Annotated in this window: 15 protein-coding genes and 3 tRNA genes; 3 read left to right on the top strand and 15 right to left on the bottom strand. The window is 38.7% G+C overall.

Translation table 11 applies throughout. The features are described from left to right. Positions 1-15 precede the first annotated feature (15 nt). The 4 genes from L6469_RS13740 to L6469_RS13725 are packed head-to-tail and all read right to left on the bottom strand — an operon-like array spanning position 16 to position 2,339. Complete coding sequence (locus L6469_RS13740) at positions 16-786, bottom strand: thiamine pyrophosphate-dependent enzyme (RefSeq protein ID WP_027454241.1); 771 nt, start codon at positions 784-786, stop codon at positions 16-18. Beyond that, positions 779-1,864 (bottom strand): 3-methyl-2-oxobutanoate dehydrogenase subunit VorB, encoded by a 1,086-nt coding sequence (locus L6469_RS13735; RefSeq protein WP_006281888.1) that lies wholly within the window; start codon positions 1,862-1,864, stop codon positions 779-781. The genes L6469_RS13740 and L6469_RS13735 overlap by 8 nt, the downstream gene beginning before the upstream one ends. A 6-nt stretch (positions 1,865-1,870) precedes the next feature. Further along, on the bottom strand, positions 1,871-2,107 hold the full coding sequence (locus L6469_RS13730) for an indolepyruvate ferredoxin oxidoreductase subunit alpha (protein ID WP_074549939.1): 237 nt from the start codon (positions 2,105-2,107) through the stop codon (positions 1,871-1,873). 52 nt (positions 2,108-2,159) lie between these two features. Next, complete coding sequence (locus L6469_RS13725) at positions 2,160-2,339, bottom strand: tetratricopeptide repeat protein (protein ID WP_006281887.1); 180 nt, start codon at positions 2,337-2,339, stop codon at positions 2,160-2,162. A gap of 874 nt (positions 2,340-3,213) precedes the next feature. Here L6469_RS13725 and L6469_RS13720 point away from each other — a divergent pair. The 3 genes from L6469_RS13720 to L6469_RS13710 all read left to right on the top strand — a co-directional run bounded on the left by L6469_RS13720 (position 3,214) and on the right by L6469_RS13710 (position 3,447). Further along, a tRNA-Asp gene (locus tag L6469_RS13720) sits at positions 3,214-3,287 on the top strand. An 8-nt stretch (positions 3,288-3,295) separates the two neighbouring features. After that, a tRNA-Pro gene (locus L6469_RS13715) sits at positions 3,296-3,368 on the top strand. Between the two features lie 6 nt (positions 3,369-3,374). Then, positions 3,375-3,447: transfer RNA gene (locus L6469_RS13710), tRNA-Gly, on the top strand. A gap of 312 nt (positions 3,448-3,759) precedes the next feature. Here L6469_RS13710 and L6469_RS13705 read toward each other — a convergent pair. Genes L6469_RS13705 through hxsD form a run of 11 tightly spaced genes read right to left on the bottom strand, consistent with a single transcriptional unit; the run spans position 3,760 to position 13,789 of the window. After that, positions 3,760-4,086, bottom strand: a complete 327-nt coding sequence (locus L6469_RS13705) for a hypothetical protein (protein WP_155815418.1) — start codon at positions 4,084-4,086, stop codon at positions 3,760-3,762. A 34-nt stretch (positions 4,087-4,120) separates the two neighbouring features. Beyond that, positions 4,121-4,855, bottom strand: a complete 735-nt coding sequence (locus tag L6469_RS13700; protein WP_006281885.1) for an ion transporter — start codon at positions 4,853-4,855, stop codon at positions 4,121-4,123. 11 nt (positions 4,856-4,866) lie between these two features. Then, positions 4,867-5,058 (bottom strand): hypothetical protein, encoded by a 192-nt coding sequence (locus tag L6469_RS13695; protein WP_039869981.1) that lies wholly within the window; start codon positions 5,056-5,058, stop codon positions 4,867-4,869. Further along, positions 5,058-5,204, bottom strand: a complete 147-nt coding sequence (locus tag L6469_RS13690) for a DUF5989 family protein (RefSeq protein WP_223918713.1) — start codon at positions 5,202-5,204, stop codon at positions 5,058-5,060. Before L6469_RS13690 ends, L6469_RS13695 begins: the two co-directional genes overlap by 1 nt. A 1-nt stretch (position 5,205) precedes the next feature. Further along, positions 5,206-6,909, bottom strand: a complete 1,704-nt coding sequence (locus L6469_RS13685) for a carbamoyltransferase (RefSeq protein ID WP_006281884.1) — start codon at positions 6,907-6,909, stop codon at positions 5,206-5,208. Further along, on the bottom strand, positions 6,909-8,114 hold the full coding sequence (locus L6469_RS13680; RefSeq protein WP_006281883.1) for an MBOAT family O-acyltransferase: 1,206 nt from the start codon (positions 8,112-8,114) through the stop codon (positions 6,909-6,911). The genes L6469_RS13685 and L6469_RS13680 overlap by 1 nt, the downstream gene beginning before the upstream one ends. Next, the gene (locus L6469_RS13675; protein WP_223918714.1) at positions 8,111-10,066 is read right to left on the bottom strand and encodes an SGNH/GDSL hydrolase family protein; all 1,956 of its coding nucleotides are present in this window, start codon (positions 10,064-10,066) and stop codon (positions 8,111-8,113) included. Before L6469_RS13675 ends, L6469_RS13680 begins: the two co-directional genes overlap by 4 nt. A 25-nt stretch (positions 10,067-10,091) precedes the next feature. After that, positions 10,092-11,237 carry a hypothetical protein gene (locus L6469_RS13670; RefSeq protein ID WP_006281881.1) on the bottom strand — a complete coding sequence of 382 codons (1,146 nt, stop codon included), beginning with the start codon at positions 11,235-11,237 and terminating at the stop codon, positions 10,092-10,094. Further along, positions 11,237-12,109: a His-Xaa-Ser system radical SAM maturase HxsC gene (gene hxsC, locus L6469_RS13665; RefSeq protein ID WP_074803262.1), complete on the bottom strand. Its 873-nt coding sequence runs from the start codon at positions 12,107-12,109 to the stop codon at positions 11,237-11,239. Before hxsC ends, L6469_RS13670 begins: the two co-directional genes overlap by 1 nt. Then, entirely contained in the window at positions 12,106-13,515 is a 1,410-nt protein-coding gene (gene hxsB, locus L6469_RS13660; protein WP_074803258.1) for a His-Xaa-Ser system radical SAM maturase HxsB, read from the bottom strand. Before hxsB ends, hxsC begins: the two co-directional genes overlap by 4 nt. Next, a complete protein-coding gene (hxsD, locus tag L6469_RS13655; RefSeq protein WP_074803255.1) occupies positions 13,502-13,789 on the bottom strand; it encodes a His-Xaa-Ser system protein HxsD in 288 nt (95 codons plus the stop codon). The genes hxsB and hxsD overlap by 14 nt, the downstream gene beginning before the upstream one ends. Between the last annotated feature and the right edge of the window lie 3 nt (positions 13,790-13,792).

Below are 13,792 nucleotides of genomic sequence, written 5' to 3'. Positions count from 1 at the left end.
ACCAATCATGCTGACTTATTCTTGTTTTGTCGTATCTTTTAGATCACCCTTTGTATAAACCTGCATCATATGGTCTTCGAGCCACTTATTCGCTTTTATCGGAGACATTTTCCAACCACTGCTACAGGTAGAAGTAATCTCAACCAGACAACTGCCTTTACCCGCCATGTTAGCTTCGAAAGCTTTACGGATAGCCTTCTTCGCCTTATTGATAGCGCCAACCGTTTCCACACTCTGTCGGGTTACATAGCAAGTACCTTCAAGCTGAGCAGCTATTTCAGGCATCTTGAGCGGGTAACCATGAAGTTCAGGGTCGCGACCATACGGACAAGTAGAAGTTTTCTGTCCAACCAGTGTAGTAGGGGCCATCTGTCCACCTGTCATACCATAAATCGCATTATTGATAAAAATAATGGTAATATTTTCGCCACGATTTAAAGCATGGATGGTTTCTGCGGTACCGATACAAGCCATATCGCCATCGCCCTGGTAAGTAAACACCAAGCGGTCTGGCCAAAGTCTCTTGATAGCAGTAGCCAAAGCAGGAGCACGACCATGAGCAGCTTCCTGCCAGTCGATATCAATATAGCGATAAGCGAAAACAGCACAACCAACCGGACTGACGCCCACCGTTTTATCTTCCATGCCCATCTCAGCTATGACTTCAGCCACGAGCTTATGTACCACACCGTGTGAACAGCCTGGGCAATAATGCATATTCACATCGTTCATCAATTTAGGTTTCTCGTACACCAAATTTTCTGGTGCTATTATATCGCTATTCATGATTCATCATTTTTTTGAGATTGTCAACAATTTCCTGTGGTTCAGGAACGATACCCCCTAAGCGACCAAAATGTTGTACTTGCGTAGCCCCATTAGCTGCCAGTTTTACATCCTGAATCATCTGTCCGGCATTGATTTCGGTTACCAATATACCTTTAACTTTCTGTGCCAGTTCTGCTATCTGTTTTTCAGGGAAAGGCCAGAGTGTAATAGGTCTGAACAGTCCCACTTTGATACCTTCACCACGAGCGATTTCAACCGCTTTTTCAGCGATACGGGCAGCACTACCGAAAGCTACGATGATATAATCGGCGTCATCGCATTGCTGTGTTTCGAATCGTACTTCACGTTCTTTACAGCGTGCATATTTTTGCTGAAGGGCAAGGTTTCGTTTTTCCATTTCTTCAGGCTTCAGTTCCAGAGAAGTGATGATATTAGGTTGACGGTCCTTAGTTCTACCGATAGTAGCCCAAGGACATTCTTTCTTAATTTGCTCTTCAGTGCGACGAGGCTTCATCGGAGGCAAAACCACTTTTTCCATCATTTGTCCGATGATACCATCACTTAGAATCATAGCAGGGTTACGATATCTGAAAGCCAGTTCAAAGGCCAAGTCAACGAAATCAGCCATTTCCTGTACACTGTTTGGAGCCAGTACGATAACCTGATAATCACCGTTACCACCACCACGAGTAGCCTGGAAATAGTCAGCCTGAGATGGTTGGATAGTGCCCAGACCAGGACCACCACGCTGTACATTGACGATGACGCCAGGCACCTCGGCACCAGCTATATAAGCGATACCCTCTTGCATTAAGGCGATGCCAGGGCTAGAAGAAGTGGTGAGTACACGTTTACCGGCACCAGCACCACCATAAATCATATTAATAGCAGCCACTTCGCTTTCAGCTTGTAATACCACCATACCAGTGGTTTCCCAAGGTTTCAAAGCAGCCAAAGTTTCTATAATTTCAGTTTGGGGAGTTATCGGATAGCCAAAGAAACCGTCAGCTCCACAACGGATAGCAGCGTGGGCGATAGCCTCGTTGCCCTTCATTAATTTTACTTCTTGATTCATATCAGGTTAATCTTCTGTTTTTTTACGATACACAGTTATGCATCCATCTGGACATACGATAGCACACGAAGCACACCCTACACACGAGTCACTCTGTGCATTAGGTTCAACATAAGGATAACCGTGAACGTTTACCTTTTTCTCCGCTATCGAAATACAATTTTTCGGACAGGCTACAACGCAAAGGCTACAGCCTTTGCATCTGTCTGTATTAACGACGATAGCGCCTTTGATTATTCCCATTTTTATATTGTTTTAATCTAATTCTTTTTTCCCGTTATGTCTGAGTACAAGTTTATGGATTATACATATCCTTACAATAGAAGCTGTAAATATCTTCCAGCATCTTCTTGGCTTCAACAGCTTTACTATTCGGATCTAGTGCAATAGCCTCCATGTAGCAATGCATCGCTTTCTGGAAATCTTGTTCTTTGCGATATACATTTCCCTGCTGATACCATTCTTCACTTGTCATTGACGATTTATTCATAATTACAAAGTTATATATATATAAGGTGAAAAAAGAAAGATTCTTTAATTTTTTTGCAATATGAAGTGTATTTCTTTCTCAATTTGCACACATCCTTTTTGTTATGTGCAAAAATATGTAATAAAATAGTTATGTTCTTGGTAGAGTTAAAACAGGATAGTAAAGGATTCGAAAGGGGAGAAATAAAAAATCGCTTCAACGAAAATTTCATTGAAGCGATTAACAAGTAGTCCCTAGGAGAGTCGAACTCCTCTTTAGAGAATGAAAATCTCTCGTCCTAGCCGATAGACGAAGGGACCTTGTCTCATTTGCGGGTGCAAAGGTAGTGTTTTATTTTTATTCCTGCAAGTTTTTCTCAAAAAAAATCGCAAAAAAGTGCTATTTTCTTGTTTTTCTACACTTTTAAGACCATTTTATGTCTATTTTTCACGTCCATCATTTTGCATGTCATCAGCAATAGTATCACTACACTATTAGCTATTGAGCTAGGCTACTCTGTCTTCACCGGACATGTATTAATTAGTATCTGCTTATCATTGGCAGGCCTCGCTTTGACGGCTTATTTTTCGCACAAGCTTTATATGAAGTTCAGTAGACAGTAATGTTTTTAAATCATGATATTCCAGAGCCATATTGATGGAAGAGACTATTGGGCTACCAATCTATCTCATGGATATAAGTATAATGGCAAGGAATTGAACAAGATACATGGCCTGAATACTTTGTTACCGAGCTTTTTGAAAGAAAAATATATTTTTTTTGAAATTTTCTTGGAAAAAGTTTGGTAGTTTCGATTTTATGTCTTACCTTTGCACCCGCAATCAAGAAATGATTCAGGGCTTAAATAGGTCTAAAAAATGGTGCGTTAGTTCAGTTGGTTAGAATGCCTGCCTGTCACGCAGGAGGTCACGAGTTCGAGTCTCGTACGCACCGCTTGAAATAGGGAAGTAGCACAGTTGGTAGTGTTCCTGGTTTGGGACCAGGAGGTCGTCGGTTCGAGTCCGGTCTTCCCTACAAATTGCGGAAATAGCTCAGTTGGTAGAGCACAACCTTGCCAAGGTTGGGGTCGCGAGTTCGAGTCTCGTTTTCCGCTCATATATTTCTTAATAATAAAAAAGAGGTGGTTATGGATTTTATTCATAATCACTTTTTGTTTTATAGCATGATTATAATTTTTTTGTAAGCTTACAAATTGTTGAGATTAGCAGATTTTTATTTTCTTTGCTGATGCAAAAACAACTCTTAATGCCTACAATGACAAAAGGTTAATTTTGTCCAATGTTCGTTGAGTCCGTATATGGAAGCCATGAGTAATGGTAGTCTTCTTCAAAGTTTTCTTCGCCATGGAACTTGCTGATAGCATCTCTGACAATTCGCATTTGTTTTGTGTCTGGCTGAACAGAAGTTATAAGCATAAACACCCTTGACTATGATGATTGACATTGATATGAAAGGTTGTACCATAAATCGTTACATTTCGGTTTACACTGTCTAAAGAAAGATTGTCATCCTCGACACATATACGAGAGAATTCTTGTAGAAAATTGTCATACTTGATGTATATTTCATGTCCTAAAAACTTTATGACCGTGCAAACTGATTCCTCCATTGACACATTCAGATGATTTTTTGTTGAGTCAATTTGGGCAGTAATATTATTAGACGTAGTTCGCCCCTTCTTATTACATGAGTATAGACATCCAACTATAACAAGAAAATATAACCACTTCATATTTATTTTAGTCTTGAAAATGAGTTTTCTATAATTACGGTTTTCTCTCATTCCTCAACTCTTCCAAATAGCTGGCGGTAATGACACCCGAAGGGAGGGCAATGATTGCTACTCCGAAGAGGGAGGAAAGCATACTGACGAAACGACCGATGTCCGTAACAGGACACATATCACCATATCCTACGGTAGTGAGCGTAACGGTTGCCCAATAGAGTGCGTCAAAGAATGAGTTGAAGGTTTGTTCGCCTGTATGAGGATTGACGTGCGGCTCGACATTGAACAACACCAAGGCTGTAACAAAGATGTACGCAATGGATATAATCAGAACGGACATGAGGATGTGGCGCTCCTTGTACAGAATCTTCGCAAACGTTGCTATTGGTTTCGAGTACCATGCCAGTTTCATTACGCGAATGATTCTGAGCAACCTGACGAAACGCAATAATCTGAATGCTGGATTAAAGATGGAAATGGCAGGAAGAATGGATAGCAAATCAATAACTGCCATAAAGGTAAATGGGTAAAGCCAGAAGGATTTCTTTCCCTTCTTCAATCTGATGTCTGCAGTTAGCCATCGTAAGATGTAATCAACAACGAAGATAGCTGTCGTTATCATTTCCGTTACCTTAAATACGGTATAGGTTTGCATGAACATCAGTGGCAGGATGCTCACTATGATCACACCAACCATGAACCAATCGTAATAAACACTTGCCTTTGTTGAGTGTTCAGTTCTTTCGATAATATCTTCTATTTGTTCTCTTGTCATAATTCTGTCTTTTAACCCATGTGTATAAAATCCTGTTGACTATAAGTTTTATAATAAGTGCCCCATCTGCTATTCTTGCCACTTCTCATAAAAATATGATATGGCAGTATCACAAGTACATAAACAAGCGTCAGTAACATCTTAACGACAATCTTATTCATGAACTGTCCGATAGATTTGAGATATGATAAAATCTTCTTCATTAGAACAACGTATAAATAAATGGTGCTATTGCAGAATCAGCAAATAACACGAATAGTCCTACAATTAACAATAAAATAATGATAGGCGCAAGCCACCACTTTCGTTGTGAGTATATGTATATAAAAAGTTCCTTTATAAAATCCATATTATTTCATTATTAAGTTGTTACCAATTACCAAGGCATCTAATCCTGAGTTTATGAAAGTCCTGATTGCATCTTCCGGAGAACAAACAATCGGTTCGCCCATTACATTAAAACTGGTGTTTAGCAACATTGGGCATCCTGTCTTTTCGTAGAATGCTTCGAGCAATGAGTATAATTCTTCATTATAATTTCTATGCAGTATCTGAGCCCTTGCACTCATATCTTCATGAGTAATAGCATCAAACCCTCTTTGTTTCATCGTGTAGGTGAACATCATGTGCTCGCTTTCCATTCCATGTAGCTCCATTATTTCACCTGCATACTTATCCAAAGCTACAGGAGCAAATGGTCTAAACTCTTCACGGAATTTAATCTTTGAATTGACCTTATCCTTCATATCAACATACCTCGGATCTGCAAGAATGCTTCTGTTACCCAAAGCCCTTGGCCCAAATTCCATTCTTCCTTGGAACCAACCAACAACCTTACTTTCAAACAACAGTTCTGATACCTTTTCACATAACCTATCTTTATCAAGATGAAGGTATTGTAATCCGTTTTGCTCAATTGCAGAAATCATGCGGTCATTATCATAATCGGGACCAATAAAAGACGAGTCATTAATATCTTTGTCAATCATTGTCGAACAAGCCAGAGCAGCACCAATCGCACATCCAGAGTCATCTGGCGCATAAGGCGCATACACATTTGCAAACAAATGGCTCTTTAGTATCTCACCATTTGCTGCACAATTCAAAGCACAACCACCAGAGATACAAAGATTCGACCTGCCCGTTATAAGCTTTACTGTTGATGCCAACTTGCAAAAAATATCTTCGGTAATCAACTGTATTGCCAAAGCGAGATTTTGGTGCGATGCGGTAATTTCCTCTCCTTCTTTTCGTTTACGGATTCCAAATAACCTTTCCCATTTATGATCATCCACCATCTTATCGGAATACATAAATGAGAAGTACTTTGTATTGAGTACAATACTTCCATCCTCATGAACATCAACCAGATTATCCTTGATGATTCTAATGAAACGTTTTGTCTCTTCCGAATCCTTTTTGCCGTATGGCGCTAATCCCATTACTTTGTATTCATCTGAGTTTACTTTGAAACCCAAGAAATATGTAAATGAAGAATACAATAGTCCTATGGAGTTTGGATATACTTGCTTTTGGATTAACGTGACCTCCCCATCAGATGCACTATAGATAGAGGTCGTTGATTCCTCTCCAACTGCATCCAATACAAGTATTGCAGCATCCTGGTATGGTGATAAGAAATACGCATTAGCAGCATGTGCCAGGTGATGATCTACGAAACGGATGTCTGCTTGGACTTTGCCATAAATATTTTTCAATTCCTGCTTGATAGTCTTACGCATATTCAAACGCTCCTTGAGCCATATCGGTACAGATTTCAAGAAACGTCCATAGCTTCTTGGCGCATAAATAATACTTTCCTTCAAGATTCGTTCAAACTTTCTGAAAGGTTTTTCGTAGAAAGCAATAACATCTACATCATCCAATGATATTCCTGCGTATTCCAGACAGAACTGAATAGCCAAGGTAGGGAATCTGTTATCATGCTTCCTCCTGCTGAAACGTTCTTCCAACGCTCCAGCAATTATTCGTCCATTCACAATCAGTGCAGCAGACGAATCATGATAATATGCGGTAATACCCAATATAACCATCAGAACTTCATATAAAAGAAATTAATACTTGGATTGTTTACAAACAATATGTCCAGTACAAGAATAATACTCGTTATCGGAACTTCCTTCAAGATATACCGACCTGTATTCCTGTGTTGGAATATGGCCGCCTTTATGGACTCTCTATCAGCAAACCATAGTACCCCTAATGATACAATGCTACCGATAACGATAGTTGTGTCAAATGGTTGATATTCTATACACCTTAATAAACGTAATGAGAAATCCTCAATGCTATTAACATCAAATAGTTGCCACAGCAGAATGCTAATCATAAAGACAACGACTCCATAATATCTATTTCCCTTGATACTGAAGTGTCGTTCCGCTATTAGGAGTATTGCATGAATTACACCCCAAAAAATGAAAGGTGCTGTAGAATCGTGCCAAATTGCACTAACGATAAAGACCAACAAGATGTTTACGCCCCATTGATTCTTCGAAACTCTATTACCACCTAACGGTATGTAAATGTAATCCCTCTGCCAAGTTCCTAATGTGATGTTCCATCTTTTCCAGAAGTCACGAAACGTCTTGCTTTGATATGGCGAATCAAAGTTCTCTGGAAGATCTATGCCCAACAATTTACCAAAGGCAATGGCAAAAATTGAATATGCATAGAAATCAAAGAAAAATGCCACACCATAACACAAGATGCTGCATATCTCATTCAACCCATAGTATTCTTCGTTGCACAGGTAATAGATCCTATCCGCAATCACGTATTTATAGAAACACGCAAAGATACACATCTTAATCGGATGGTATAGCTTGTTCAATGCAGGTTTCTTTTTCTCTCGCAGCTGTCCGACAAAATCTTCCACTCTATCAATAGGTCCTGCAAAGATTTTAGGAAAGAAGAATAGGTAACAGAGAATCTCCAATATCGTATAGTCCTTGTAATCTCTATATTGGTTTGCGACCAAAGATATTGCAGAAAATGCAAATACGGAATACCCTAAGGGCAGAATCAAACTATGCGAACTTTTCAATGCAAAGAAAGCAGAAACAAGAATGAGAATATCAGTAACAATTATGTTCTTGCTTTTGTTTTTCCCTAAGAGTTTTGAGGACATTGCGATTATAACAGACATAACAAGGAACATCAAGACGTACATCTTGATGAAGCAAGTCAAAACAGCTACACTTGCCAACCATATTACTGTCTGATATAATTTTGTCATTTTAATCGAACATGATAGATACCGTCATTGAAACCGAAAACACCAGCAAACCAAAGCTCATCATCTGAAACACCAAAAGCAGGATCCCACTCATCTCCAATCGTATGGGTTATTTGTCGGCTATGTTTATGTTCCGTATCGTATATAAAAAGATCCCAATTTGCGTCCTTGTTACCTGCATATGCGATATACTTTCCAGATGGTGATACCGCAATATCCCAAATATCGAATGGTTGCTTTAATACAATAGACTTTTCACCCGTTGTCACATCATATTGTTTAATAATGAAGTGACTATCATGCGTTTCTTTTTGAATGTAGTAGATGTAGCATTCATCATTTGAGAATAATGGTCGCCAACATTCTACTCCATCCTTAAATTGCGTTTGTTTTCCTGTGGCAATATCATAAATGGCAATCTGTGGTATTGTTTCATCCAATGTCCAGCACGGATACGCAATCTTTGTTGCCGATTTGCTGATACAAGGAATAGAACCTTTTGTTGGTTTTTTGTTTATAGCAATCTGATTGTTTTTTAGGAAGTCATAAAGAACGACATCTGTATTAAGGGATTCTTGTTCACCCTCGGTAAATACAAGGTATCTGCCATCGCTTGAAATCATAGGATGCACAAGTTCACTAACACCTCTCCACAACTCTTCTCGATTGCCATTATTGATATTCAATCTGTTTATAGTGTAATAGTGCTCTGTTTGAGACTGATACACCATGGTACCATCTGCATGAAGCGTTGGGTAACGCTCATGGAAATTACCCTCGCTCTGGTATTCATATTTACCACTTATCGAACTCATTTCCTTGACTAATCTTTCTGCTATTAGTTGGTGTCCAACTACATTCATGTGTTCGTCATGTGCAAAGAATGGAAATGTTTTTGAATGACAGAACTCAGCAGTCAAGTCATAAAGCTGCATTCCCAAATCATTTGCGACTGATTGGCATAATTTGTTTGGAATAGTCAGGTCTATTTCATTTTTACTGATATTGTACGCATCCAAAACCTCCTTTAACAGTTCTTGCGAAACTTGTTCTTTTGAAGGGATAAAGATTAGTACTAACTGTCCACCAACAGCCTCAACCTCTTTCTTGAACTCTGTGATGCAATTTTTGAAAGCCCTTTTGTCGGATTCTTTATAATCGGATGTTTGCTTGAAGAAGATATTATTGTCGATGTTGTCTTCCTTGTTTGGGAAGAACGGTTCCGTCCATCTGCCTAATGGAAGCTCATCTCTATTTGCAATATTATATTCAAAGTAACGGTATAGTGCCGACCACTCCATGATATAATCCTGTAGTGATGGTACATGCTCTTTGATATTCATGAAGTCATTGAATGCACCTATCTGTAGGAATACAACCTTTGGCGACAACTCTTTACCCTTGTCCTTGAAATAATTCAACTCGTCATAAAGGCCAGCTCCACTTATTCCGGCATTGACTATTACTTTATCAGGAAAGTCTTTATAAATCAACGATGAGAATAACTGATTATATTCTACCTGAGCGCCTTGCGTGTAAGAATCTCCAATAAACAGCCAATCACATTTTTCAATCTTCTGATCTTGTGAAGTTAAATCATCAACCCTGTATCCTTGGCAATTTGTTTTATAGCGTGTCACAAATTCAGGATCATTAAATTGTTGGTCGAGATAAGGCTTGTTGAAATAGTATTTTCCATGCAGTTCATACAGGTTTGGTATATCTTTATCAGCATAAACCATTGTAAAAATTACCTCTGTATGAAAAAGAATGCTCGCAATAGTAGTAAAATTGAACGCCCATACTTTCAATCTCAAACTGCTAAGCATTGAAATGACAATTCCGAGTACAACAATGAGTATGGGTAACAAAAAGGCAATGACCATACTCTGGTAGTATAGCCATAAAACTATTGGATTCCACAACAGCAGTAGTACCAATAATAGGTTCATTGCTTTTAATCGCTTTCGTGTCATTTTACGTCAAAGAAGCAATATGCGATTTAATCTGATTTTCAAATGCCGTTTTCTCAATGATAAATAGTCTGGAGGTCGTCTTCAGAACCCTTAAGTTAGCAACATTAGGCCATCCCTTCATATCCTGTAGAAGATCTAATGACGAGAGGTGTAATGTAGAGAATCTATTCCTATTGAACTCCATCCAGCAAATACCATTTGCCTTTTGTGCTGTATAAAGAGATATACGGCAGGTTTGTATGTTTGGACTGATATTGAATACATTGCACGCCACATAGTACATAAGTGACAAACATGTATTGGCATAATCCTGTTGTAGATCGCCTTGCGTCTTAGCACGTACGGAGATCTTACCCGTTTTCTTCAAGGTCGCCTTTTTGATTGGTACCTTCAACGAAGGATCTTCTGTCAGTTCAATGCTCACATCTATGCTTTTGGCAGCCTGATTGTATTTGTAATCCAGTTCAATGATGAATGGTACAACCAACGTGGTAGGAAATGCATAGAAGGCATCATCAACGATATGACTTTCGCCATCAATGATCTCCTGTTGTGCTCTTACACTCGCATCATAGACCTTTTTGAAAGAAGCGTTAGCTTTATCAGCTTGAGCTTGTTCTATAAGGTTAAACAACTTCTGAATCTCATCCCATGCATCCATACGTTGTCTCTTTACTTTTTCAATGTTTGCCTTTAGAAAATCAGACTCGCTCACAGAAGAACTTTTTGGATTGTGATTCAAATTTCTTGCTTCGTTCACCACAAGTTCTTTTGCTTCATTGTCCGTTGGTTTCTTTAGGTCCATTGTCTTCCACTGGTATGAGCCTTGGGGCTTTACATTCTGCTGAACAGAGTACGAAGATGCTAAACGTAATTTACTCTTCTTATGTATTGCTGTATAAGCATCCTGTGCTTCCTCATACATTTTGAGCATATTATTTGTTAATTTCTGCTCTGTGGCTATATGGGTAGAGCTTCTTTTGGCTGTTGCCTCTCCAATATCACCATATACAGTAAAAAGGTATTCGCCATCAGGATTCAATCGCAATGTCGCTTTTCCAGATTTATACGAACTGAATACTGTATACGTTTCTGAAAGCGAAACGATTGGCTTTGGCTGCTTTGAGTATATTCTTATTTTTCCCATTATTGTATCGCTTTTAATCCTTCGTATGGTTTTATTGATGTTGTGAATAATCCACAACACATTATTTTCTTCTTACATTCCAGGCAGATGTCGGGATAGTCATTCTTCCAATCTGAGATACTTTTCTGTGCAAATTCGTGAAAGTTATCTGGTAAGAGACATAACGGAATGTTGTATATGCAAACATTGTAGCGCCATTCATCTAGATATTTTACTGCATCCAATAAATACGAGACGTATTCCTTCGGCTCTATCCAAATGTTTCTGTTGTTTTTGATTGCATATCCTGTGTATTCCATACCCATGTATGCAATCCACGCGACAAAAGGTAGATTCTTATGAATAAACTCAGCTAATGGTAAGAATCGCTTATAGTTGAGCTTATTCATCACTATTCGTAGTTCGATACATGCTCCTACAGATGCCAAATTGTAAAGACCTGTTATGGTCTCTTCAAACGCGCCCTTTGCACCTGCAATTATGTCGTGATCTCTGTAGAAGTCAGAATGTAGTGGTATACCGAATATTATACGACCTTCTCCAGCTTTAACTAATGCTGAAGTAAAATCCGAGTCCTTGAAATTGCGACCGTTGCTAAGGATGTGTATGTCCGTATTAGGAAGTTGCTCGCGAATGTACTTTACGAGAGTGATTAGTTTATCGCCCAACAAGGTAGGTTCGCCACCTGTAATACCAATAATCGGTAAATCCTTGGGAGCGTTTTGGATGCGCAATAAGTTCTCTTCGAACAGTTGATTTATGTCATCTACCTTCATTGGTGGCTGGCAGCACATAAGGCAATGATTGTTACATTGTTCCGTGCAGAACAATGTATTGTCGTTGGATAATATGTCTAATGGTCTCTGCGTCATATCAACCAGCTTTTAAATATTGGCATCACCTCATCGTGACGCGTTACAATTAATTCTATAAGGTACTCAATGATGGCTTTATTCTTTCTGCACAACCATGAGTTGGGTCTAAAACCATATGCATCGCCTTGGGTTGAATAGTTTCGCACAGGATCAGCACCACAATACACTCGTATCGGACAATCTGCACATCCAGCAATCGTCTCATTGCACCAAATTTTTCCTAGTTCTCTTGCCTTCTGACCATAAACTATATCTTCGTATTTGTCATCTACACTACCCAAACGGAAAGTATAGTCATTGAATTCTGCAAGCATTCGTGATTCATCCGATGCATATACATAGCCATCATAGTTATATACCAGAACAGAATTTATTATACCAGCAGGAGACTGCAAGTCAACAAATCCCGTACAGAACGGAGTTAACATCTTTCGGAGAATGATTGCAGCAAACTCCTCGATGAAGAACCTACCTTTGAGATTAATGTCTATAATGTGGTCAAGGGCTTTCTTATAGAAGTCAATAAACTTGTCGGTATATTCTTCCCAGTCGGAATTGTCTCTTGCAAGTCCGTATGGATTCAACGCTCTAAGGAAGATACTATTGAAACCTAATCGTTCATATTCATCAACTATTTCGATTGGATGAAGTACACCCTCTTCCGAAGCAGTCATCAAAGCTGATACTTGATCGTGGCCAAGCAATGTTCTTGCCTTTGTTATACCAGCAACCACTTTCTCATGGCTGTCTTTCTTTCCTCTATTTTTATTATGTAACCAATCTGGTCCATCAAGAGAAGTTGAAATCAACACATGATAGGTTTGACAAATGTCCATTATCTCCTCTGTGAGATTGATACTATTTGTACAAAGGACAAAATCTAAATTCCTTTTCTCAGTCTTGTTAATTTCTTCTGCACGTTCAATGCCATACCTAATCAGTTTAGGTTCCAAAGTGGGTTCTCCTCCCTGAAATTCCATTGTAAGGGATGAAGAGCGTGACTTAAACATCAACTCTACAGCTTTGTCCATTGTATGAAAACTCATGGAACAATGCTTGCTTACTTCATCTTGACTTGACGCTTGACAATATACACAATTCTGATTGCAACGAAGCGTCAGTACAAATATATGTAGAGCGGTAAAATTGTCGAGAAAGCTTTTCTTCTCCCTGAGTCTGGCTGCATACACATCCATCAATGGAGAGAAATAATTGTTCGTTACAAAGAATTTAGCATATAGATCCTTGAATAATTCTTCGTCTATATCTTCCTTGTTCGCCAAACGACATGCAGTACCATTTGGAACGACAATCATGTCTCCCAACTCATTTATCAACACTTCTTTTCCTGCAATCCTGATAAAATTAAATGGAAGTATGTGATATTTTTCAGTCGAATTCATTTTCGTCTAAATTATCAAATTCTCCAAATGCTTTAGCGTATAAAATTGTCTTAATGTCCTTTGTCTCGGTATTGATGATTTCTCTTAACTTAAAATCATTCATTTTGTCCCAAAAATTACTGACATCAAATTTTTCATCTGTCTTATGAGTAATTGTAAGAATTTCGTAATTGTCTACGACGTTTCTCTCAATGCTGTATTTGTCTGATAATAGATATACGACCTTAGATATGCAAGAATCTGAATAAATATTTCTATCTACTTTAATTTCCATAGG

It is taken from the genome of Segatella baroniae B14 (assembly GCF_022024235.1).
Classification (GTDB): Bacteria; Bacteroidota; Bacteroidia; order Bacteroidales; family Bacteroidaceae; genus Prevotella; species Prevotella bryantii.
Note: the sequence above shows the minus strand (reverse complement) of the source record. Positions and strands in the feature narration are given on the sequence as shown.